The sequence below is a fragment of the Roseateles puraquae genome (genome assembly GCF_002205845.1).
GTDB lineage: Bacteria > Pseudomonadota > Gammaproteobacteria > Burkholderiales > Burkholderiaceae_C > Pelomonas > Pelomonas puraquae.
The window spans coordinates 131,601-153,800 of sequence record NZ_NISI01000009.1 but is presented as its reverse complement, the minus strand read 5'-3'; the positions used below and the strand labels follow the sequence as shown (position 1 = coordinate 153,800).

16 protein-coding genes are annotated in these 22,200 nt (G+C 68.4%); 14 read left to right on the top strand and 2 right to left on the bottom strand.

Annotation, left to right across the window (positions count from 1 at the left end):
• Positions 1-16 precede the first annotated feature (16 nt).
• Complete coding sequence (gene glgB, locus CDO81_RS19885) at positions 17-2,194, bottom strand: 1,4-alpha-glucan branching protein GlgB (RefSeq protein WP_088484967.1); 2,178 nt, start codon at positions 2,192-2,194, stop codon at positions 17-19.
• Positions 2,194-4,707 carry a glycogen/starch/alpha-glucan phosphorylase gene (locus CDO81_RS19880; protein WP_241517077.1) on the bottom strand — a complete coding sequence of 838 codons (2,514 nt, stop codon included), beginning with the start codon at positions 4,705-4,707 and terminating at the stop codon, positions 2,194-2,196. Before CDO81_RS19880 ends, glgB begins: the two co-directional genes overlap by 1 nt.
• A 300-nt stretch (positions 4,708-5,007) precedes the next feature.
• Between CDO81_RS19880 and CDO81_RS19875 the strand changes: the two genes are divergently transcribed.
• From CDO81_RS19875 to CDO81_RS19810, 14 genes are all read left to right on the top strand, one after another.
• Positions 5,008-6,129 (top strand): ABC transporter ATP-binding protein, encoded by a 1,122-nt coding sequence (locus CDO81_RS19875; RefSeq protein WP_088484966.1) that lies wholly within the window; start codon positions 5,008-5,010, stop codon positions 6,127-6,129.
• Positions 6,126-7,370, top strand: coding sequence for a maltose/maltodextrin ABC transporter substrate-binding protein MalE (malE, locus tag CDO81_RS19870; RefSeq protein WP_088484965.1), 1,245 nt, complete (start codon positions 6,126-6,128; stop codon positions 7,368-7,370). The genes CDO81_RS19875 and malE overlap by 4 nt, the downstream gene beginning before the upstream one ends.
• Complete coding sequence (gene malF, locus CDO81_RS19865; protein ID WP_088484964.1) at positions 7,367-8,947, top strand: maltose ABC transporter permease MalF; 1,581 nt, start codon at positions 7,367-7,369, stop codon at positions 8,945-8,947. Before malE ends, malF begins: the two co-directional genes overlap by 4 nt.
• Positions 8,948-9,048: 101 nt before the next feature.
• Positions 9,049-9,939 carry a maltose ABC transporter permease MalG gene (gene malG, locus CDO81_RS19860; protein WP_088484963.1) on the top strand — a complete coding sequence of 297 codons (891 nt, stop codon included), beginning with the start codon at positions 9,049-9,051 and terminating at the stop codon, positions 9,937-9,939.
• 5 nt (positions 9,940-9,944) lie between these two features.
• The gene (locus tag CDO81_RS19855; RefSeq protein WP_088484962.1) at positions 9,945-12,338 is read left to right on the top strand and encodes a glycoside hydrolase family 13 protein; all 2,394 of its coding nucleotides are present in this window, start codon (positions 9,945-9,947) and stop codon (positions 12,336-12,338) included.
• A 280-nt stretch (positions 12,339-12,618) separates the two neighbouring features.
• Positions 12,619-14,547: a methyl-accepting chemotaxis protein gene (locus CDO81_RS19850; RefSeq protein WP_088484961.1), complete on the top strand. Its 1,929-nt coding sequence runs from the start codon at positions 12,619-12,621 to the stop codon at positions 14,545-14,547.
• Between the two features lie 20 nt (positions 14,548-14,567).
• Complete coding sequence (locus CDO81_RS19845) at positions 14,568-16,208, top strand: chemotaxis protein CheW (RefSeq protein ID WP_088484960.1); 1,641 nt, start codon at positions 14,568-14,570, stop codon at positions 16,206-16,208.
• A gap of 27 nt (positions 16,209-16,235) precedes the next feature.
• Positions 16,236-17,336, top strand: a complete 1,101-nt coding sequence (cheB, locus tag CDO81_RS19840) for a chemotaxis-specific protein-glutamate methyltransferase CheB (RefSeq protein WP_088484959.1) — start codon at positions 16,236-16,238, stop codon at positions 17,334-17,336.
• 8 nt (positions 17,337-17,344) lie between these two features.
• Positions 17,345-17,968, top strand: coding sequence for a HEAT repeat domain-containing protein (locus CDO81_RS19835; RefSeq protein WP_241517074.1), 624 nt, complete (start codon positions 17,345-17,347; stop codon positions 17,966-17,968).
• Positions 17,965-18,846 (top strand): CheR family methyltransferase, encoded by an 882-nt coding sequence (locus tag CDO81_RS19830; protein WP_088484958.1) that lies wholly within the window; start codon positions 17,965-17,967, stop codon positions 18,844-18,846. Before CDO81_RS19835 ends, CDO81_RS19830 begins: the two co-directional genes overlap by 4 nt.
• Positions 18,843-19,283 (top strand): response regulator, encoded by a 441-nt coding sequence (locus CDO81_RS19825; protein WP_088484957.1) that lies wholly within the window; start codon positions 18,843-18,845, stop codon positions 19,281-19,283. The genes CDO81_RS19830 and CDO81_RS19825 overlap by 4 nt, the downstream gene beginning before the upstream one ends.
• Positions 19,280-21,577: a chemotaxis protein CheA gene (locus CDO81_RS19820; RefSeq protein WP_088484956.1), complete on the top strand. Its 2,298-nt coding sequence runs from the start codon at positions 19,280-19,282 to the stop codon at positions 21,575-21,577. Before CDO81_RS19825 ends, CDO81_RS19820 begins: the two co-directional genes overlap by 4 nt.
• Positions 21,577-21,828, top strand: a complete 252-nt coding sequence (locus CDO81_RS19815; RefSeq protein ID WP_088484955.1) for a hypothetical protein — start codon at positions 21,577-21,579, stop codon at positions 21,826-21,828. Before CDO81_RS19820 ends, CDO81_RS19815 begins: the two co-directional genes overlap by 1 nt.
• Entirely contained in the window at positions 21,825-22,193 is a 369-nt protein-coding gene (locus CDO81_RS19810; RefSeq protein WP_088484954.1) for a response regulator, read from the top strand. The genes CDO81_RS19815 and CDO81_RS19810 overlap by 4 nt, the downstream gene beginning before the upstream one ends.
• The last annotated feature ends 7 nt before the right edge of the window (positions 22,194-22,200 follow it).

Below are 22,200 nucleotides of genomic sequence, written 5' to 3'. Positions count from 1 at the left end.
GTTCGCAGCTGGGAGATCAAATGGGGACGAAGAACAAGGTCGCCAGCGGCGGCAGGTTGATCGTGATCGACAGGCGCCGCCCGTGGGCGGGCTGCGCCTGCACCGGCAAGCCAGCCGCAGCCACGCCGTTGCCCATGTTGCTGCCGCCGTAATAGGCCGAATCGGTGTTCAGGGCTTCCTTCCAGGCCGTCACGCCGTCCGGCACGCCCAGCGAGTAGCCCTCGCGCGGCACCGGCGTCATGTTGCAGACGACGATGACCATGCGGCCCGTGCCGTCGCGCCGCACCCACGCGAAGATGGAATGCTCGGCATCGTGCGCGCTGATCCACTCGAAGCCGCCGGGCTCGCTGTCCAGGCGGTGCAAAGCAGAGTGCTCGCGGTAGAGCTTGTTGAGGTCTCGCACCAGGCGCTGCACGCCGGCATGGCGGTCGTCTTCCAGGAGGCCCCACGGCAGCGCCTCGGCCTGGTTCCACTCGTTGCGCTGAGCAAACTCCTGGCCCATGAACAGCAGCTTCTTGCCCGGGTGGCCCCACATGAAGCCGTAGTAGGCGCGCAGGTTGGCGAACTTCTGCCAATCGTCCCCCGGCATCTTGCTGAGCATGGAGCCCTTGCCGTGCACCACCTCATCGTGCGAGATGGGCAGCATGAAGTTCTCGCTGAACGCATAGATCAGGCCGAAGGTCATCTTGTCGTGATGCCAGCGGCGGTTGATCGGGTCCTCGGCCATGTAGCGCAAGGTGTCGTTCATCCAGCCCATGTTCCACTTGTAGTGAAAGCCCAGGCCGCCCGCGTAGGTGGGCGCCGAGACGCCGGGGAAGCTGGTGCTCTCCTCGGCCACGGTGATGGCGCCTTCGATCTCGCCGACGTGCTCGTTCATCTCTCGCAGCAGCGAGATGGCTTCCAGGTTCTCGCGACCGCCGCGGACGTTCGGAATCCACTGCCCCTCGGGCCGCGAGTAGTCGCGGTAGAGCATGCTGGCCACGGCGTCCACGCGCAGGCCGTCCACGCCCCAGCGCTCGATCCAGTAGGTGGCGCTGCCGATCAGGAACTCGCGCACCTCGGTGCGGCCAAAGTTGTAGATCAGCGTGTTCCAGTCGCGGTGGAAGCCCTCGCGCGGGTCGGCGTACTCGTACAGCCGCGTGCCGTCGAACTCGGCCAGGCCATGGGCATCGGCCGGGAAGTGCGCGGGCACCCAGTCCAGCAGCAGGCCCAGCCCCTGGTCGTGCACCGCCTTCACGAAGCGCGCGAAGCCTTCCGGCGGGCCGAAACGCGCACTCGGGGCGTAAAGGCCGAGGGTCTGGTAACCCCAGGAGCCGTCGAAGGGATGCTCGCTGATGGGCATGAGCTGCACATGCGTGAAACCGAGGTCAGCCACATAGCCGGGCAGATGCTCGGCGAGCTCGTCCCACGTCGGGAACTCACCCGACACGCCGCGCCGCCAGGAGCCTGCGTGCACCTCGTAGACGCTGATCGGCGCCTGGCGCTGGTTGGCCCGCTCGCGCTGACGCGGCAGCGGCGTGGGCTCGGGCAAGGCGGTGACGATGCTGGCCGTGTCGGGGCGCAGCTGCGCGCGGCGGGCGTAGGGGTCGGCCTTCAGCGGCAGCAGCGCCCCATTGCCGGCGACGATCTCGAACTTGTACAGATCGCCCTCGGCCGCATGCGGCACGAAGATCTCCCACACGCCCGCCTGGTGGCGCAGGCGCATCGGGTGGCGACGGCCGTCCCAGTTGTTGAAGTTGCCCACGACGCTGACGCGCCGCGCATTCGGTGCCCAGGTCGCGAAGCGCACGCCGCGCACGTCGCCGTACTGCACCACATGCGCCCCCAGGCTCAACCAGGGGCGGAAGTTGCGGCCTTCGGCAAAGGCCTGCAGCTCGTCATCGCCGAGCTGCGGGTAGAAGTTGTAGGGGTCGGCATACACGCCCTCCCCGCCGCCGGCCCAGTGCACCGCCAGCCGGTAGTCGAAGCGGTGCTTGCGCCGCGGCACCTGGGCCTCGAAGAAGCCGCCGCGCCGGTGCTCAAGCTCGACGATGCGCTTGCCGCTGCCGGCATCCAGCAGCGTCACGTCCGCCGCACCGGGCAGCAGCACCCGCACCCAGAGCCGACCCGCGTCGTCCGCATGCAGGCCCAGCCGCGAGAAGGGGTCGGCGTGGCGGCCTGCCAGCAGGGCGTCGAGGTCGGCGTCGTTCAGCATCAGTTCAAGGATTTGACGGACCAGACACGGTCCACATACTCTGCGATCGTGCGATCACTCGAGAACGGGCCCATGCCGGCAATGTTGCGCAAAGCGCGCTCAGCCCAGGCGGCCCGGTCGGCGAACAGCGTGTCGACCTTGGCCTGGGTGGCGACGTAATCAGCGAAATCGGCCATCAGCAGATACACGTCGCGCTGCAGCAGGCTGTCCACCAGAGCGCGGTAGCGCTCGGTGTCGCCGTTGCTGAACACGCCGGCCGAGATGGCGTCGATGACTCGCTTCAGCTGGCGATTCTCTTCGACATACAGGCGCGGGTCGTAGCCCAGCGACTTGATCTTGGCCACCGCATCAGCACGCAGGCCGAACACGAACATGTTCTCCACGCCCATGGCCTCGGCCATCTCGATGTTGGCGCCGTCCCAGGTGCCGATCGTGACCGCCCCGTTCATGCCGAACTTCATGTTGCCCGTGCCCGAGGCCTCGGTACCGGCGGTGGAGATCTGCTCGGAGAGGTCGGCTGCCGGGATGATGCTTTCGGCCAGCGTGACGCTGTAGTTGGGCAGGAAGACCAGCTTGAGCTTGTCGCCCACGCGCGGGTCGCTGTTGATCACGCGGGCCACGTCATGCGCCAGGCGCACGATGCTCTTGGCCATCTGGTAGGCCGAGGCAGCCTTGCCCGCGATGATGACGGTGCGTGGCACCCAGTTGGCGTCGGGGTTGTCGCGGATGGCCTGGTAGCGGCTGATGACGTGCAGCAGGTTCAGCAGTTGGCGCTTGTACTCGTGGATGCGCTTGATCTGGATGTCGAACAGGCTGTCCACGTTGACCGTGAGGCCCAGCTCGCGGCGGATGACGGCGGCCAGGCGCTCCTTGTTGGCGCGCTTCACGGCCAGGAACTCCTCGCCCAGCACGCGGTCGGCCGCCAGGGGCTTGAGCTCGGCGAGCTCGGCCAGGTCTTTGCGCCAGCCGTCACCGATGCGGCTGTCCAGCAGCTGCGACAGCAGCGGGTTGGCCTGCTGCAGCCAGCGACGCGGCGTGACGCCGTTGGTGACGTTGTGGAACCGCTCGGGCCACACGCGGGCGTAGTCGGCAAAGATGGTCTGCACCATCAGCTCGGAATGCAGCGCGGCCACGCCGTTGACGCGGTGCGAGGCCACCAGCGCGAGAGACGCCATGCGCACGCGGCGCTCGCCACCGTGGCTGCCTTCGTCGATGAGGGACACGCGCGAAGCCAGCCCATGGTCACCCGGGAAGCGCTGCTGCAGCTCGGCCAGGAAGCGATGGTTGATCTCGTAGATGATCTCGAGGTGGCGCGGCAGCAGCTGCTCGAACATGCGCACCGGCCAGGTCTCCAGCGCCTCGGGCATCAGCGTGTGATTGGTGTAGGCCACGGCCTGGCGGGTGATCTTCCAGGCTTCGTCCCAGCCCAGGCCGTGCTCGTCGAGCAGCAGGCGCATCAGCTCGGCCGGCGCCAGGGCCGGGTGCGTGTCGTTCAGGTGGATGGCGTTGGTCTTGCCCAGGTTGTGCAGCGAACCGAACTCGCGCAGATGGCGCGCCACCAGATCCTGTAGCGAAGCGCTCACCAGGAAGGCTTCCTGCTTCAGGCGCAGCTCACGGCCAGCCTCGGTGGAGTCGTCCGGATACAGCACCCAGTTCAGCGCGTCGGCCAGCACCTGGTGGCGGGCAGCGCGGGCGTAGTCGCCTTCGCAGAACGGCTTGAACGCGATGGGCGCAGCCGTGGCCTGCCACTGGCGCAGGGTCGAGACCCGGTCGCTGTGGTGGGCGGGCACGATGAAGTCATAGGCCTGGGCCTCGATGCTGTCGGCCGGCAGCCAGCGGCGCACGCCGGAGGCATCCACCTCCACGCGGCCGCCAAAGCCCACGTGGTAGCGCAGGTCCTGGCGCGGCAGCTCCCAGGCCGGGGTGTCGCGGGTCCAGTCGTCGGGCTGCTCCAGCTGACGGCCCTGCTGGATGACCTGGGCGAACGTGCCATAGCGATAGCGCAGGCCATAGCCGAATGACGGCAGTTCCAGCTCGGCAAAGCTGTCCAGGAAGCAGGCGGCCAGGCGGCCCAGGCCGCCGTTGCCCAGCGCGGCGTCAGGCTCGCGCTCGAGCACGTCACCCAGGGCCAGGCCTTGCTCGGCCAGCTTGGCCTCCAGGGGCGCGGACAGCTTCAGCGCCGCGAGCGCATTGGACAGCGCGCGGCCCATCAGGAACTCCATCGACAGGTAATGCACGCGACGCACCGGCGCCTTCTCGCCGCGCTGGGCATCCTGCGCCTGGGTGGCGGCCCAGCGGCGCGCGAGGGTCTCGCGGCAAGCGATGGCCGCCGCATGCAGGGCAGCCTGAGGCGTGGCGCCATGGCTGCTCTGCGACAGCTCGCGCTCATAGGCGGTCTCGAAGGCGGCGCGCAGCGCCTGGTCTTCGGCAGTGAGGGCAGTCGGCTTCTTCATCGCAGTGGCGGCCTTGGGCTGGGTCTTGCGTTGGACGGGCGGGCGGGTTGGGGTGTTCATCAGTGCCGACCCCCGGCGACGGGGGCAAGAATGCTACTCGACAGGCAGCGTTGAGCGAAGTATCGACCAGCTTGAAGCGCTTGTGTAGTTTGACTACATCGGGAAAACCCGGCTCGATCTGCAAATGCTTGATCTACAACGGTTTCACTCGGATTCAACCGGGTAGTCTCTGTTGTTCAAGGCGCTACAGAACTGTATATTGTCTACAAACACGGGCGAAGACGAGAAATTTGAGCCCGATTTCGCGAGACAGGCCGGCGTAGTCCAGCAACAAGGCGCCCGGCGATTGAAAGGTTAGAAGTGGCTGACGTTCGACTCACCGGCGTAGAGAAGGCCTACGGCGACATCCGCATCCTCCACGGCATTGACCTGGAGATCCGCGACGGCGAGTTCATGGTCTTCGTCGGCCCGTCAGGCTGCGGCAAGTCCACGCTGCTGCGCTCCATCGCCGGCCTGGAAGAGATCACCGGCGGCGAGCTGAGCATCGGCGGCCGGGTCGTCAATGACGTGCCGCCGGCCGAGCGGGGCATTGCGATGGTGTTCCAGAGCTACGCGCTCTACCCGCACATGAACCTGTTCGACAACATGGCGTTCGGACTGAAGCTGGCCAAGGTGCCCAAGGCCGAGATCGAGACGGCCGTGCGCAGCGCCGCCAAGATCCTGCACATCGAGCACCTGCTCGACCGCAAGCCCAAGGACCTGTCGGGCGGCCAGCGCCAACGCGTGGCCATCGGTCGCGCCATCGTGCGCAAGCCCGACGTCTTCCTCTTCGACGAGCCGCTATCCAACCTCGATGCCGCGCTGCGCGTGCGCATGCGTTACGAGTTCGCCAAGCTGCACGAAGACCTCAAGACCACGATGATCTACGTCACGCACGACCAGGTCGAGGCCATGACGCTGGCCGACCGCATCGTGGTGCTGTCCGCCGGCAAGGTCGAGCAGGTCGGGTCACCGCTGGAGCTGTACGAGCATCCCTGCAACCTGTTCGTGGCGGGCTTCATCGGCAGCCCCAAGATGAACTTCATTGCCGGGGAGTTAACCGCCATCGAGCCCGGCCATGTCGACGTCAAGCTCGCCGGCAGTGGCGTGACGCTTCGGGCGCGGGTCTCCGGCCAGGGGGCCCAGCCTGGCGACAAGGTGACGGTGGGCGTGCGGCCCGAGCACATCCGCCAGGGCGGCCATGGCAACCTGCTGCAAAGCACCGTGGCTTTCGTCGAGTCGCTGGGCGGCATCACCTTCGCCTACTGTCCCTACCCCGGCCTGGAGGAGCCGCTGACCTGCCAGTTCGAAGGTCGCAATGGCGCCGACCGCCTGCGCAGCGGCCAGGCCCTGGACCTGCACCTGCCGGAAGAAGCGCTTTACGTCTTCGACAGCCATGGCCGTGCACTCCGCCGCCTTGCAGCACCGGAGCTGTCGGCATGAGGCGGTTCAGAACACAGCCACAGAGGCACGGAGGCACAGAGAAGCCGCGCTTCGTCAAAGGGCTGAGCCTCTCTGTGGCTCTGTGCCTGTGTGGCGCATTCCTTCAGCCCGTGCAGGCCGAGACCGCACCGCGCCTATTGGTCTGGATCAACGGCGACAAGGCCTACAACGGCCTGCAGAAGGTCGGCAACGCCTTCGAGAAGGTGGCGGGCGTCAAGGTGGTGGTGGAGCATCCGGTCGACCCGACCGACAAGTTCCAGCAGGCCGCCGGTGCCGGCAAGGGCCCGGACATCTTCTGCTGGCCGCACGACCGTGTCGGCGAATGGGCCAAGGCCGGCCTGCTCACGCCGTTACGCCCATCCGCCAAGCTCAAGGCTGAGGTCGAGGACCAGGCCTGGCAGGCGCTGAGCTACCGCGGCCGCATCTGGGGTTACCCGATCGCGATCGAGACGACCGGCCTCATCTACAACAAGGCCCTGGTCCCGACGCCGCCCGAGACCTGGGACCAGGTCATTGCGCTGGACAAGCAGCTGCAGGCTCAAGGCAAGCACGCCATCCTGTGGCACTACAACAAGAGCTTCTTCACCTGGCCGATGCTGGCCGGCGCGGGCGGGGAGATCTTCCGCCGCGACGCCCAGGGCGACTATGACGCCCGCCAGGTCGGCGTGAACACGCCGGGCGCCCTGAAGGCAGCCGAGATGCTGGACCGCCTGATCCGCGACGGCCACATGCCCAAGGGGGCCAACTACGCCGAGATGGAATCGGCCTTCGCTCGCGGCGAGGTGGCCATGATGATCTCCGGCCCCTGGGCCTGGGACAACGCGCGCCGCGCCAAGATCGACTTCGGCGTCGCCGGCATCCCAGCGGTCATCCCGGGCAAGCCCAGCAAGAGCTTCGTCGGCGTGCTGGGCTGCATGATTGCCGCGCCCAGCCGCAACAAGGACATCGCCAAGGAGTTCATCGAGAACCACCTGATGCGTCCTGAGGCGCTCAAGGTGCTGGACGCGGACGTGCCCATCGGCGTGCCGGCCAACAAGGCCTTCTACGCCGAGCTGTCGGTCAACCCGCTGATCAAGGCCAGCATGACCAACGCCCGCAATGGCGCCCCCATCCCGAACATCCCCGAGGTCGGTCGTTTCTGGACGGCCATGGATGCTGCGCTGGAGGCCATCTCGAACGGCCTGCAATCGCCGAAGGACGCGCTCGACGGCGCCGCTGCCCGGATGCTGCTGAACAAATGAACGCGACCTCCTCCACCCTCGGCCAGGGCAGCTACACCACCCTGGGCCCCTCGCTCGGCGAACGACTGTCCCGGGCCCTGCACTGGCCGGCTGCCGTGGCATTGATGCTCGGCGCGCTCTACCTCGTATTTGCGATCTACACCGCCGGCCAGGCGGCCTGGGCGAGTGGCCTGCTCGTGCTCTTCACGGCGGGCTTCTACGTCTACCTGAGCCGGGGCGGCTTCGCATGGCGCTACCTGTTCCCGGGCGTGGCGGGCATGCTGGTCTTCATCGCCTTCCCGCTCGTCTACACCGCGCAGATCGGCTTCACCAACTACTCCAGCACCCACCTGCTCAGCGAGAGCCGCGTGCGCGACTACCTGCTGGAGCAGCGCGATGCGGTTGAGGACCAGGTGCTGGCCTACAGCCTGCATGCCAACGGCCCGGAATACCGCCTGGTGCTGCGCGCCGAGGGCGAGCCCACGCCGCGCTGGGTGTCGCCTCCTCTGGCCCTGCGCGCCGGTGCGCCACTGCGGGTGGACCTCACCGCCCCCGCGCCCGGCAACCTGCCCGCAGACGGCGCCCTGCCGCTGGCCGAACTCATCAAGCACCGTGAAGCGCTGGCCAAGCTGGTGCTGGTGCTGCCTGACCAGACCACCCTGCACTACCTCGGCCTGCGCGAGTTCGGGCCGGTCAAGCCGCAATGGACGGGCCACAGCGACGGCAAGCTCACCCGCATGGCCGACGGCGTGGTGTTCACGCCCAACCGGGACACCGGCTTCTTCCAGTCGGATGCGGGCGAAACCCTGCAGCCCGGCTTCAAGGCCTTCATCGGTGTCGGCAACTACACGCGCATGCTGTTCGATGCCGAGTTCCGCGGCCCCTTCCTGTCCATCTCCTGGTGGACGGTGGTGTTCTCGGCGCTGACGGTGGCGTTCGCCACGGCCATCGGCATGCTGTTCGCGGTGATGCTGAACTGGGAAGGCATGCGGTTTCGCACCACCTACCGCACCCTGCTGTTCCTGCCGTACGCGGTGCCGGGCTTCATCTCCATCCTCGTGTTCAAGGGCCTGTTCAACCAGAACTTCGGCGAGATCAATGCCATCCTGGATGCCCTCTTCGGCGTGAAGCCAGCGTGGTTCGCCGACCCGCTGCTGGCCAAGACGATGCTCCTCATCGTCAACGTGTGGCTGGGCTACCCCTACATCATGATCCTGTGCTCGGGGCTGCTGAAGGCGATTCCTGCAGACCTGTACGAAGCCTCCGCCCTGGCCGGCGCGAGCCCGGCCACCAACTTCCTGAAGATCACCGCGCCGCTGATCATCAAGCCGCTGGCGCCGCTGCTGGTGAGCGCCTTCGCGTTCAACTTCAACAACTTCGTGCTGATCGCGCTGCTGACCGACGGCCGGCCGGACTTCCTGTCCACCAAGCTGCCCGCGGGCCAGACCGACATCCTCGTCAGCTACACCTACCGCATCGCCTTCCGCGACTCGGGTTCGGACTTCGGCCTGGCGGCGGCGATCTCGACCCTGATCTTCTTCCTGGTCGCGGCGCTGTCGTTGATCAACCTGCGGCTCTCCGCCAAGGCGCAGAAATGAAAACCGAACACAGCCACAGGGGCACGGAGCCACAGAGGCATCGCCCTTGTTTTCCTCTGTGTCCCTGTGCCTCTGTGGCCCCTGTCTTTGGGAGTTCTTGAATGGCCATCGTCCTCGGCAAGCAAGCCCGCTGGCGCTCCTTCGCGGCACACGCCGTGATGTGGGTGTTCATCGCCGTGACCCTCTTCCCGCTGCTGGCCGTCGTGTCCATCTCGCTGCGGCCGGGCAACTTCGCCACCGGCAGCCTGATCCCGACCGAGATCAGCCTGGAGCACTGGAAGCTCGCACTTGGCATCCCCTACCAGGCCGCCGACGGCAGCCTGGTGCAGCCGCCGTTCCCGGTGCTGACCTGGCTCTGGAACTCCATCAAGGTGGCCACCGCCTCGGCCTTCCTGATCGTGGCCATCTCCACCACGGCCGCCTATGCCTTCGCGCGGCTGAAGTTCAACTTCAGCAAGCCTGTGCTCAACGGCATGCTGCTGCTGCAGATGTTCCCGCCGGTGCTGGCGCTGGTGGCCATCTTCGCGATCTTCGAGACCATCGGCACCTACATCCCCGCGCTGGGCGTCGAGACGCATGCCGGCCTGGTGCTCGCCTACCTCGGCGGCATCGCCACGCATGTGTGGACGATCAAGGGCTACTTCGAGACCATCCCCGTGGAGATCGAGGAGAACGCCAAGGTCGACGGCGCCACGCACTGGCAGGCCTTCTCCCGTGTGCTGCTGCCCATGGCGGTGCCCATCCTGATGGTGGTGTTCGTGCTGGCCTTCATCGGCACCATCATCGAGTACCCGGTCGCCTCGGTGCTGCTGCGCGAAGAAGCCAACCTGACGCTCGCCGTCGGCTCCAAGTACTTCCTGCATGACCAGCGTTTCCTGTGGGGCGACTTCGCCGCCGCCGCGGTGCTGTCGGGCCTGCCGATCACCCTGGTCTTCCTGCTGGCCCAGCGCTGGATCGTCTCCGGGCTGACCGCAGGCGGCGTCAAGGGCTGAGCGTCATGCGCCAGACCCTGCGAGCGGCGCTGTGGGCGCTTCTGCCGCTACTGGCGCTCGCACCCGCCCTGGCCTCATCAGCCCCCTGCAAGCCCGCGCCGCTGGGCGACACGGTGCTCTACCTGCGTGGCGGGCTCAACAACTGGGCAGCGCAGGACGAGCAGGCCTTCGAGTACCGCTGCGATGCCTATTACCTGAACCTCAACGCCCGCGGCACGCAGGCCTTCAAGATCGCCGACGAGGAATGGACCGCCACGAGCACCTTCGGCGGCAACGCCGAGGGTCAGCCGCAGCGCGGCGCGCCCGCCAACCTCGAGCGCAGCTTCAGCGGCACCCATACGCTGCGACTACGGTTGAACGCAGACGGGCGCGGCCAGTTGCAGGTGGGCCCGCAGACCTTCAAGCCCACGCCGCCTCGGCCGATCCGTGATCGCGCCGCGCTGACCACTCACTTCCATTCGCGCGAGGCTGAGTTCAAGACGCCCTTCGGGGCCCAGCCTGCCGGCACTGAGTTCACGTTCCGCGTGGGCAACGACGTGCCGGGGCTGAAGCGCGCCACCCTGGTCGTTGAACGCCGGCGCCTGACCGGCAACCAGGAGCAACTCGCCTACGAGCCCCTGGCACGCATCGACATGACGCCGGAGTCACGCGGCATGGGCACAGGCTTCGCAGCGCGCTACCGCTTCGCGGAGCCCGGGGTCTACGGCTACTGGTTCGAGCTGGAGACGGCACAGGGGCGCTACGCGCTGCAGAACAACAAGGACACGATCTACTGGACTCGCGAGAAGGGCTCCATGGGCGCGGCCAGCGTCGAGCGCCTGCCCGCCCAGGACAAACGCATCCGGCGCTACCGGCAAACCATCTACGCCGCCGACTTCCAGGTGCCGGCGTGGGCGCGTGACGTCGTGTACTACTACGTCTTCCCCGAACGCTTTCGCAACGGCGACCCCAGCAACGACCCGCGGCCCGGCGGCGGTCGCCCGCAGGACCGCTACCAGGACCGCGACGTGGAGCGGCATGCCCGCTGGAACGAGAAGCCTTTCAAGCCAGGCACCGGGGATGGCTCGGACGCCCTCTACAACAACGACTTCTTCGGCGGCGACCTGGCCGGCCTCATCCAGAAGCTGGACTACATCCAGAGCCTGGGTGCCAATGCGCTCTACCTGACGCCCGTCTTCCGCGCGCCGAGCAACCACAAGTACGACGCGGCCGACTACAAGCAGATCGACCCCGCCTTCGGCAGCAACGACGACTTCCTGCGGCTGTGCGTCGAAGCGGCCAAGCGGGGCATCCGCGTCATCCCCGACACCTCGCTGAACCACGTCGGCGCCGACTCGCCCTACTTCAACCGCTTCAACAACTTCCCGGCGGGCGGTGCGTTCGACAACGGCCGTATCAACCCGGCCTCGCCGTACGCGAGCTGGTTCAAGTTCAAACCCGACGAGAAGGACCCCGACAAGCAGTTCCAGGGCTGGGTGGGCGTGACCGACCTGCCCGAACTCGACAAGAACAGCCCGTCCTTCCGGGCGTTTGCCTACGGCGACGACGATTCGGTCACCAAGCTCTGGCTCGACCGCGGGGCGGCGGGCTGGCGCATGGACGTGGCACCCTGGGTGCCCGACGACTTCTGGCGCGAGTGGCGCCGCGCGGTGAAGTCCCGCAAGGCGGATGCCCTGACCGTCGCCGAGACCTGGTTCGACAGTTCCAAGTACTTCCTTGGTGACATGTTCGACAGCACCATGAACTACATCTTCCGCAACGCCGTGCTCGACTACGCGGCCGGCAAGTCAGGAGCGGTGATGGCGGCCAACCTGGAGCTGATGCGCGAGGCCTACCCGCCGCAGGCCTTCTCGGCGCTGATGAACCTGCTGTCCACGCACGACCAGCCCCGGGCCCTGCATCACTTTGGCGAGGAGCAAGACCTGGCCCTGGCCAAGCGCCGGCTGCGCCTGGCCGTGTTCTTCCAGATGACCTACCCCGGCGCGCCGACCATCTATTACGGCGATGAGGTCGGCGTGGGCGGGGGTGACGACCCCTACAACCGCATGCCCTACCCCTGGGCCGACCAAGGCGGCCAGCCGGACGAGGCCCTGTTGGCGGACTTCAAGCGTCTGACCCAACTGCGCCATGACCTGCCCGTGCTGCGCCACGGCACCCTGCAAGCCCCGCTGCACGTGGATGACCAGGTCGTGGTGCTGGCCCGGCAGGACGGTGCCACTTGGGCGCTGACGGCGACCAACAACAGCCTGGTGCCGCGCACAGTCACCGTGACCGTGCCGCCCGGCGTGACGCTGCTGCAGGATGGGCTGACCAACACCCCGGTGCGGGTGAACGACTCGCGTCTTCAGTTCGTCGTGCCCCCGCTGTACGGCCGTGTGCTGACCACCACGCTGCCCTGAGCCGCCGGCGCCATTGCGCGCCTGGGCAGCCCGTCATCCCCATGTCCTGTGCGCCCGCGCCCCGCCTGAGCCCAGTCCCTGGGCCGAACCTCGTCCGCCTGCGCGAGACCGCACCCTAGCATTTCTGCAGACTAATGCACGCTTCAATCGATTGCCGCACGTTTTGCTCATTTCATAAGTAGCGTTTTAATCATTTCAGTGGTGCAATTGAATCACTTAGCGATCGGTCACGAGCGATAGGCGCCCGAAGACCGGACAACCGAGTCGGAAGGAGAACGGCATGTCGCTGGTGGTGAAAAACAAGGACGCCCTGCAAGGCACGCCCTCTCCGGCCGTGGTGGCCAAGGGCCTGAACCGCAACATGAACCGCGACGCCGAGCTGTACCGCCGTCGCGCCCGCACGTTGGCCAAGCAGCAGCAGGCGGCGGAGCGCGTGGCCAGCGCCAGCGCCGAACTGGCCGCCGGCATCAACGAAGCGGCCTCTGCCGCCGAAGAACTCAAGCGAGCCGCCGACCAGATCTCCAGCGGGGCCGAAGAAGCTGCCGGCGCCGCGCAGGAATCGCTCGCGGCCATCACCCAGGTCACGGGCGCGCTGGAGCGCCAGCTCGGCGCCAGCCGCGAGGCCCAGGCCAAGGCCGAGGGCATGCGAGACCTCGCGGGTCAGATCAACACCGAAATCTCCGCCACCATCCAGGCGGTGGGCGTGGCGGCCGAACGCCAGGCGGCCTCGGTCGAGATGGTGGGCGAGCTGGAGCGCCAGGCCGCCAACATCGGCGACATCGTCAAGGCGGTCGTGCGCATCGCCGACCAGACCAACCTGCTCGCGCTGAACGCCGCCATCGAGGCGGCCCGTGCGGGCCAGCACGGCAAGGGCTTCGCCGTGGTGGCCGACGAGGTGCGCACCCTGGCCGAGACCAGCGAGAAAAGCGCCAAGCAGATCCAGGATCTTGTCGGCCAGATCCAGACCGAGGTCACCAGCATCGCCTCCGGCATCAACACCTCGGCCGAGAGCATCAAGGCCGAGGTCGAGAAGAGCCAGGTCATCTCCTCGCAGCTCGACCGCATCCGCACGGATGCCAGTGAGATCGTGCAAGGCGCCACCACCATTGCCTCGGCCGCTGCGCAAAGCAGCGTGGCCGCCCAGCAGGCCTTGAAGGGCACCGAGCTGATCGCCGCTGCGTCGACCGAGCAGAGCTCGGCCTGCGAGGAGTCGGCCAAGACGGTGGAAGAGCAGTCCGCCGCACTGGCCGAATGTGAGCAGACCGCCGCCAATCTCTCCGAGATCGCCGAGGAGCTGAAGAACTCCACTGACATCTCCAAGAGCGCCGAGGAGGTGGCCTCCGCCGCCGAGGAGCTCAGCAGCACCGTGCAGGAGATCACCCGCGCCGCCAGCCAGATTATGGTCGCGCTGGAGCAGATCCGAAAAGGCGCGCAGACCCAATCGAGCGCCACGGCTGAATCGGCCGCGGCCATCACCCAGATCGGCAAGGCCGCGCAGCTCGCCGAGCAGCGCGCCACCGACGCCCGCGAGCGCGCCGGCGCCATCCGCTCGCTGATGGGCGAGAACAAGACCCACATCGACGCCCTCATCACCAGCATCAGCGCGGGCGTGCAGGCCACACGCACCAGCATGCAGCAGATCAAGGAACTGGAGCTGGTGAGCCGCAAGATCGACAAGATCGTCGACGCCATCACCCAGGTCTCGGTGCAGACCAATATGCTGGCCGTCAACGGCAGCATCGAAGCCGCCCGCGCGGGCGAGTACGGCAAGGGCTTCGTCGTCGTGGCCACCGACATCCGCAACCTCGCGCACGACTCGGCCGAGAACGCCGACCGCATCAAAGACCTCGTCAAGAGCATCCAGGACCAGATCGCCCTCGTGGGTCGTGACCTCGCCGAGATCATGAGCGCGGCGCAAACCGAGGTGGACAAGGCGCGCAACGTCACGCAAAACCTGCTGCACATGGAGCGCGACGTGCAAGCGGTGGAAGCCGGCAATGCAGCCGCCGCGCAGACGGCCGTGGAAATCTCGGCCGCCCTGACCCAGGTGCGGGTGGGCGTGGACCAGATCTCCGCCGCTGCCGCCCAGGCCGAGAAGGCCGCCGAGCAGGCCGCCGCTGCGGCCAAGCAGCAAAGCCAGGGCGCCGATGAGCTGAGCGCTGCCATCGAGGAGATCTCCTCGCTGGCCGACGAACTGCAAAGCAACTGACCCGCCAGGGAGACACCCTCATGGACGCCACCTCCCTGGCACCGCCCCCGGTCGAGGCTGCCACGGCCGAAGGCCAGTTCGTCAGCTTCGAGCTGGCCGGCGAGAAGTTCGCGGTGCCGATGGGCCCGGTGCAGGAGATCATCCGCCTGCCCGAGGTCGCCCGGCTGCCGCTGGCCCCGCCCGCCCTGCTGGGCTTGGCCAACCTGCGCGGCCGCGTGCTGCCGCTGCTGAGCCTGCGCCGCCTCGTCGGCCTGCCGGACCTCGCCCAGAACGACGCCTCCCGCGCCCTCGTCATCCACTGCGGCCAGGCCCTGGGCTTCCTGGTGGACCGCGTCTGCAGCGTGCTGCATGTGGAAGCCGGTGAACTGCAACCCGCCGCCGGCATCCAGTCGGTGGTGCAGGCCGACTGCCTGACCGGCCTGATCCGCCGCCCGACCGCCGATGGCCGCGATGAGCTGCTGATGGTGCTGGACTTCGACCTGCTCGTGCAGCGCGCCTTCCAGGCCGTGCTGCGCGAGGCTGCCGCCCGTGCCGACGCTGGCGTGCGCGACACCCGCACGGCAGCCCCTGCGACGGCGGACAACGTCGCCGCGACAGCGCAGGAACTGCGCATGGTCAGCTTCACGGTCGCCGGCCAGGAGTACGCCCTCCCGATCGAAGACGTGCAGGAGATCGTGCAGCTGCCCGAAGACGTGACCGCCCTGCCCCAGGCACCGGCCCACGTCCGAGGCGTCATCTCGTTGCGCCAGCGCCTGCTGCCGCTGGTGGACCTGCGCAGCCTCTTCCACCTCGGCGAGCCCGAAGGCGAGACCCACCAGCGCATCGTGGTGGTGAGCCTGCCCGGCTGCGGCCCGGTGGGCCTGGTGACGGATGCAGTGAAGGAAGTGCTCAGCGTGCCCCGCCAGCACAGCGATGCGGTGCCCGAACTGCTGACCCGCGACCGCCAGCTCGCCGAGTTCGACGCCATCTGCCGCCTGGACGAAGGCCGCCGCCTGGTGTCGGTGCTCTCTTCCGCGCGCCTGCTCGGCCTGGATGCCGTGCGCGCGGCCACCGCCCTGACCCAGGGGCTGCAGGCCGACGCGGCAGCAGCCCCATCGAACGAACCCTCACCGGCCCTGGAGACCCGCATGCAGGACATCGCCACCGCGAGCACCGTGCAGGACGACCTGCAGCTTGTCATCTTCCGCCTCGGCGCCGAGGAGTTCGGCGTGCCCATCATGGCCGTGCAGGAGATCGTGCGCGTGCCCGAGCAGCTCACCAAGGTGCCGCGCACCCCGGCCTTCGTCGAAGGCGTCATCAACCTGCGCGGCGCCGTGCTGCCGGTCATCGACCAACGAAGCCGCCTGGGCCTGCCCGCCCTGGCGCGCAACGACCGCCAGCGCATCATGGTCTTCACGCTGGGCGAACAGCGCACCGGCTTCATCGTCGACTCGGTGGCCGAGGTGCTGCGCGTGCCGCGCCAGAGCCTGGCGCCCGCGCCGGCCCTCTCTGACGCGCAGAGCCGCATGATCCGCGAGGTGGCACGCCTGGACGGCCAGCAGCGCCTGATCATGCTCATCGACCCGGCGCAGCTGCTGCAGTGGCAAGGCCAGGATGAGCCTGCCGCGACCGAACCCGAAGCCCCGGCCCTGCTGCCCGAGCTGCAGCGCGAAGCCGCCTGACCGACACGAGGCCGGAGGAGACAACTCATGGGCAACAAGGTCCTGGTCGTCGATGACTCGGCGCTGATGCGCAAGGTGCTGCGCCAGGTGCTGAGCGAGGCGGGCTTCGAGGTGGCGTCGGCGCGCAGCGGCCGAGAGGGCGTGGAGCTCGCCCAGGTGTTCGAGCCTGACGTGGTCACGCTGGACATCAACATGCCCGAGATGGACGGGCTCACGGCGCTGTCGCTGCTGATGGCCGCACGGCCGACGCCGGTCATCATGGTCTCGTCGCTGACCACCGCCAGCGCGCTGCCCACGCTCGAAGCCCTGGCCCTGGGCGCGGTGGACTATGTCGCCAAGCCGGGCGGCACGATCTCGTTGAACATGGACGTCGTGGCGGACGACCTGGTACGCAAGGTGCGCGCCGCCAGCACAGCCCGCATTCGAGGCAGCCGCGCCCGCGCAGCCCGCGCGCTGAGCCCAACCCCGGCAAGCCCACGCCCGGCACCGCGTGTGCGCGCCGTGGCGCCGCCGCCGGTGATGCCGCGCCCCGCACCGGTGGCGGGCCGACCGGACGGCCTGGTGCTGATCGGCGTCTCCACCGGCGGCCCGCGCACGCTGGAAGACATCCTGCCTCAACTGCCTGCCGACTTCCCCTGGCCGGTGCTGGTCTGCCAGCACATGCCGGCCCAGTTCACGAGCACCTTCGCCCAGCGGATGAACACGATCTGCGCGCTCGATGTGCAGGAGTGCGATGGCCCCACGCCGCTGCGCGCCGGCCAGGTCGTGATCGCCCAGGGCGGCTTCGACATGGTGCTGTCCGAGCGCCTGGGCCGGCTGGTGGCCCTGCCCGTTCCCGAAGCCACCGGCCACCCGTGGCATCCCTGCGTGGATGTGCTCGTCGAGAGTGCCCTGCGCCTGATGCCGGCCGAGAAGCTCGTGGGCGTGCTGCTCACCGGCATGGGCTTCGACGGCGCCGCCAGCATGGCGCGCCTGCACGACCAGGGCGGGCGAACCATCGCCGAGTCGGCCGAGAGCGCCGTCGTCTTCGGCATGCCGCAAGAGCTCATCCAACGCCAGGGCGCCGACTGCGTGCTGCCCTCCCACCGCATCAGCGACCAGTTGAACCACTGGATCCGCCCCCACTGAGCACCGCCATGGCCCTGCGCAAGAGCAATCCCAGCCCCCTGCACCCGGTGCAGGCGCGCCAGCATCCCCGCGACCTGCTGGGCCTGCAGCAGCAGCTCGGCGACCCCGACCCACGCCAGCGCCGCATGGCTGCCCGCGACCTCGGCGCCCATCCTCAGGCCGCCCTGAGCCTGGGCCAGGCCCTCGCCGTGGAAACCGACGGCGCCGTGCGCGAGGCGCTCTTCACGAGCCTGGCCACGCTCGCCAGCGAAGCGGCCGTGCAGTCGCTGCTGCCGCTGCTGCGCAGCGAAGACCCGACCCTGCGCAATGGCGCCATCGAAGCCCTGGCCGCCATGCCGCAAGCCGTCGCGCCCTGCGTGGACGGCCTGCTGCTGGACCCGGACCCGGACGTGCGCATCTTCACCGTCAACCTGCTCGGCGAGCTGCGCCATGCCTCCGTGCCCGGCTGGCTCGTGCAGGTGCTGCGCCACGAAGCCCACGTCAACGTGGTGGCCGCCGCGCTTGAGGTGCTGGCCGAGGTGGGCAGCCATGCCGAGCTGCCGGCCTTACGCGCAGCCCGGGAGCGCTTTGACGACGACGCCTTCATCCAGTTCGCGGCCGACCTGGCCATCAGCCGAATCGAGGCCGCATGAGCACCGCCCTGCGCTCCGCTCCGGCTCGCGCGGCCCGCGTGGTCAGCGATGCCGACTTCCAGAAGTTCCGCGAGTTCTTCTACCGCAAGACGGGCATCCACTTCGACGACAACAAGCGCTACTTCGTCGACAAGCGCCTCGTGGACCGCATGGAGGCCACCGGCGCGGCGGACTTCCGCGAGTACTTCGTCGGGCTGCGCTTCGAACGCGAAGGGCAGGAGCTGCAGCACCTCGTCAATGCGATGACGGTCAACGAGACCTACTTCCTGCGCGAGGCCTACCAGTTCGACTGCATGAGCAACGACATCCTCAACGAGCTGGTGCGCACCAAGCCACGCGGGGAGCGGCTGCGGATCTGGTCCATCCCGTCCTCCACCGGCGAGGAGCCGTATTCCATCGCGATGCACCTGCTGGAGAAGTGGCCGGGCATCGACGCGCATGACGTGGAGATCCTGTCCAGCGACATCGACACGCAGGTGCTGGATGCGGCCCAGCGCGGCGTGTACAGCGCCCGCTCGATCGCCAACCTGCCCAAGTCTTGGCTGGACAAATACTTCACGCGGCGCGGCGAGCATGAATGGGTCATCTCGCGCGACCTGGTGGCCGCGGTCGAGTTCAGCCGCGTGAACCTGAGCGACCCGGCCGACACGCGGCGCTTTCGCGACATCGACCTGATCTTCTGCCGCAACCTGCTCATCTACTTCGACGACCAGTCGCGCCGCGCCGCCGCCGAGGCGATGTACGACGCGCTGCGGCCGGGCGGCTTTGTCTGCCTCGGCCACTCGGAGTCGATGAGCCGCATCAGCGCGCTCTACCGCGTGCGCCGCTTTGCCGACGCCATGGTCTACCAGAAACCCCTGAACGGAGAGGCGCCATGACGACTGCGCGCATCCTTGTCATCGATGACGCCGCCACCGTGCGCATGTACCACCGCAAGCTGCTGGGCGACGCCGGCTGGCAGACCGACGAGGCCGTGAACGGGCTGGAGGCGGTGGAGAAGGTCGTGGCCGCAGGCGGCCAGGAACGCCCCTTCGACCTCTACGTGGTCGACGTGAACATGCCCAAGCTCGACGGCTACGGCTTCGTGCGTGAGCTGCGCCGCCTGCCGGCCTCGCAGCAGGCGCCGGTCATGATGGTCTCGACCGAGTCCCAGCTGCAGGACGCCTCCGCCGCGCAGGAGGCTGGGGCCAACTGCTACCTCGTCAAGCCCGCCCGCCCCGCCGAACTCGTGCTCACCGCCGCCCTGCTGCTGGGCGACGGCGCGGCCGCCGCCCGCGCGGCCGCGGCCCATCCGCTGCCCGGAGCCGCCCGATGAACACCACCGCCGAAATCCTCGAGCAGTTCGTGCTCGAAGCCCGCGAATGCCTGGAGGCCATCGGCCAGCGCCTGCTGGACATCGAGCGCAGCCCTGACAACCCGGCCCTGCTCAACGACCTGTTCCGCTCGGTCCACACCCTGAAGGGCAATTGCGGCCTGTTCGAGTTCGGCGCGCTGGAGCATGTGGTCCATGCCGGCGAAGACGTGCTCGACCAGGTCCGCGCCGGCCGCCTCGTCTACAGCAGCGCGATGGCCGATGCCCTCTTCGCCGCCATGGACCACAGCGCCGAGCTGATCGACGCCATCGCAAGCCAAGGCCGCCTGCCCGATGGCGCGATGGCCCGCTCTGAAACGCTGGCAGCCGACCTGCGCGTGTTCCTGGGCGCGCCGCGCCAGGCCGCCAGGCCGGCCCCGGCGGCACTTGCCGCCACCGCTGCGCCCGCCGCCGCAGCCCTGCCCGACTGGGCTGCGGCGCTCGCGCCCGACTGGCACCGGCCCGACCATGTCCTGCTGCGCTACCAGCCTGAGCCGCAGTGCTTCTTCAAGGGCGAGGACCCCTGGCAGCTCGTCCGCGCCACGCCGGGGCTCGTCGCGCTGAAGGTGCTGCCGCCCGCCGACTGGGGGCCGGTGGAGGACTTCGACTGCTACCGCTCACAGCTCGGCTTCCTGGCGCTGTCCAGCGCGCCCGAGGCCTATGTGATGGAGCACTACCGCTACGTACCCGAACAATGCGAGGTGGTGACGCTGGCCGCACCCGACCCGGTGCGCACGCTGGGCGAGCCCCATCACGCCTTGCTGGCGCAGCGCCTCGCCCAGCTGTGGAGCGACCAGATCGCGCTCCTGCAGCGCCACGCCACCGCCGGCACCGTGGCCGCCGCCCAGCAAGTGCTCGCGCAACTGCTGACCGTGCGCCAAGGCCTCGCCAGCGCCGATGCCACGGAGGCCGCCGCCCTGGCGGATGCCGCGGCCCAACTGCCGCCCGAGGACGCGCCCCAGGCCACGCTGGCAGCCTGGGCCCGCCAGCACCATCCGCTGGGCGCCGCGCCTGCCGAGCAGCCTGCTCGCGGCATGGCGACGCCGCCCGCCTTGGCCGACGACACCACCAGCGAGCGCGGCGGCCACAAGGTGCTCAAGGTCGCGCAGGACAAGGTCGACCGGCTGATGGACCTGATCGGCGAAATGGTGGTGGCCAAGAACGCCCTGCCCTACCTGGCGCAGCGTGCCGAGGCGCACTTCAGCCAGCGTGAGCTGGCGCGCGAAATCAAGAACCAGTACGCCGTCATCAACCGCATCGCCGAAGACATGCAGCACGCCATCATGCAGGTGCGCATGCTGCCAGTGGGCACGGTGTTCCAGCGCTTCGGCCGCCTGGTGCGCGACATCTCCAAGCGCCTGGGCAAGGAGGTCCAGCTCATCATCGAGGGCGAGGACACCGAGGCCGACAAGAACGTCATCGAAAGCCTGGCCGACCCGCTCATCCACATCCTGCGCAACAGCCTGGACCATGGCATCGAGACCCCCGACGTGCGCCTGGCCGCAGGCAAGCCCGCGCACGGCACCCTGCGGGTCAGTGCCCGCCAGGACGGTGACCGGGTGGTGCTGGACATCCGCGACGATGGCGCCGGTGTCGACACCGCGCGGGTGCGCGCCAAGGCGGTGGAGCGTGGCCTCATCCCTGCAGACCGCGCCGAGGCGCTGAGTGATGCCGAGGCGGTGCAGCTGGTCTTCCTGCCCGGCTTCTCCACGGCCGACAACATCTCGGACCTGTCGGGCCGCGGCGTGGGCATGGACGTGGTGCGCTCCGCGGTGGAGCGGGTCAATGGCACGGTGCAGCTCAGCAGCGTGCGCGGCCAGGGCACCACGCTGACGCTGACGCTGCCGCTGTCGATGGCCGTGACGCACGTGATGATGATTCGCTCGGCCGGCTGCCGGTTTGGCGTGCCCATGGACCTGATCGTCGAGACCGTGCGTGTGCCGGCCGACGAGATCCACCGCTTCAAGCAGGCCCAGACCGTGGTGCTGCGCGGCCGCATCGTGCCGCTGCGCCCGCTCAACGAGCTGCTCGGCATGGACGAGCCCGCCCGGCTGAACGCCGAAGGCGAGCACGCGGTGCTGGTGCTGCGCTGGGGCGGCGAGCCCATCGGCCTGATCGTCGACGACTTCGACGGCACCTCCGACATCATCCTGCGCCCCTTGGAGGGCGTGCTCGGCGGCATGACCGGCTTTGCCGGCTCCGCGCTGATGGGCGACGGCAGCGTGCTGATGATCCTCAACCCCAAGGAGCTGCTCTGATGGCCATCCGCTACCTCAAGACCCACGCGGCGCTGGAAGGTCACCTCGGCGCCGAGGAGGCCGAAGGCCTGCTCGCCTGGTTGCGCAGCCACCCCAAGGGCCAGGTGCACCTGGGCCGCTGCGAGAGCCTGCATGCCGCGCTGCTGCAGACCTTGCTCGCCCTCCAGCCGCGCATCAAGGCCGCCCCTGCCGACGTCTGGCTCTGCCAGGCCCTCGGCCTCACCGCCCCCACTCCCAGGAGCCCCACATGAACAAGACCATCCTCATCGTGGACGACTCCGCGACCATGCTGATGAGCCTGCGCAACTCCCTCACGATCAGTGGCATGACCGTGGAAACCGCCGCCGACGGCAGCCTCGCGCTCGACAAGCTCAAGGCCGGATTGAAGCCCGCGTTGATCATCACCGACATCAACATGCCCAAGCTCGATGGCCTGGGCCTGATCCGTGAGGCCCGCAAGCTGCTGCGCTTCACGCCCATCCTGGCACTCACCACGGAAAGCCAGCAAACCAAGCGCGATGAAGCCAAGCGCGAAGGCGCCACGGGCTGGCTGGTCAAGCCGGTAGGTGGCAACGAGCTGCTGCAGGTCATCCGCCAGATCATCCCCGGCCTGTAAGGAGGGC

Excerpts from the sequence above, each read along its gene's own strand:
- malF (WP_088484964.1), top strand. The coding sequence starts at position 7,367 with ATGAACGCGACCTCCTCCACCCTCGGCCAGGGCAGCTACACCACCCTG.
- malG (WP_088484963.1), top strand. The coding sequence starts at position 9,049 with ATGGCCATCGTCCTCGGCAAGCAAGCCCGCTGGCGCTCCTTCGCGGCA.
- CDO81_RS19815 (WP_088484955.1), top strand. The coding sequence starts at position 21,577 with ATGGCCATCCGCTACCTCAAGACCCACGCGGCGCTGGAAGGTCACCTC.
- glgB (WP_088484967.1), bottom strand. The coding sequence starts at position 2,194 with ATGCTGAACGACGCCGACCTCGACGCCCTGCTGGCAGGCCGCCACGCC.
- CDO81_RS19850 (WP_088484961.1), top strand. The coding sequence starts at position 12,619 with ATGTCGCTGGTGGTGAAAAACAAGGACGCCCTGCAAGGCACGCCCTCT.
- CDO81_RS19835 (WP_241517074.1), top strand. The coding sequence starts at position 17,345 with ATGGCCCTGCGCAAGAGCAATCCCAGCCCCCTGCACCCGGTGCAGGCG.
- CDO81_RS19880 (WP_241517077.1), bottom strand. The coding sequence starts at position 4,707 with ATGAACACCCCAACCCGCCCGCCCGTCCAACGCAAGACCCAGCCCAAG.
- CDO81_RS19825 (WP_088484957.1), top strand. The coding sequence starts at position 18,843 with ATGACGACTGCGCGCATCCTTGTCATCGATGACGCCGCCACCGTGCGC.
- CDO81_RS19810 (WP_088484954.1), top strand. The coding sequence starts at position 21,825 with ATGAACAAGACCATCCTCATCGTGGACGACTCCGCGACCATGCTGATG.
- malE (WP_088484965.1), top strand. The coding sequence starts at position 6,126 with ATGAGGCGGTTCAGAACACAGCCACAGAGGCACGGAGGCACAGAGAAG.
- CDO81_RS19830 (WP_088484958.1), top strand. The coding sequence starts at position 17,965 with ATGAGCACCGCCCTGCGCTCCGCTCCGGCTCGCGCGGCCCGCGTGGTC.
- CDO81_RS19820 (WP_088484956.1), top strand. The coding sequence starts at position 19,280 with ATGAACACCACCGCCGAAATCCTCGAGCAGTTCGTGCTCGAAGCCCGC.
- CDO81_RS19855 (WP_088484962.1), top strand. The coding sequence starts at position 9,945 with ATGCGCCAGACCCTGCGAGCGGCGCTGTGGGCGCTTCTGCCGCTACTG.
- cheB (WP_088484959.1), top strand. The coding sequence starts at position 16,236 with ATGGGCAACAAGGTCCTGGTCGTCGATGACTCGGCGCTGATGCGCAAG.
- CDO81_RS19845 (WP_088484960.1), top strand. The coding sequence starts at position 14,568 with ATGGACGCCACCTCCCTGGCACCGCCCCCGGTCGAGGCTGCCACGGCC.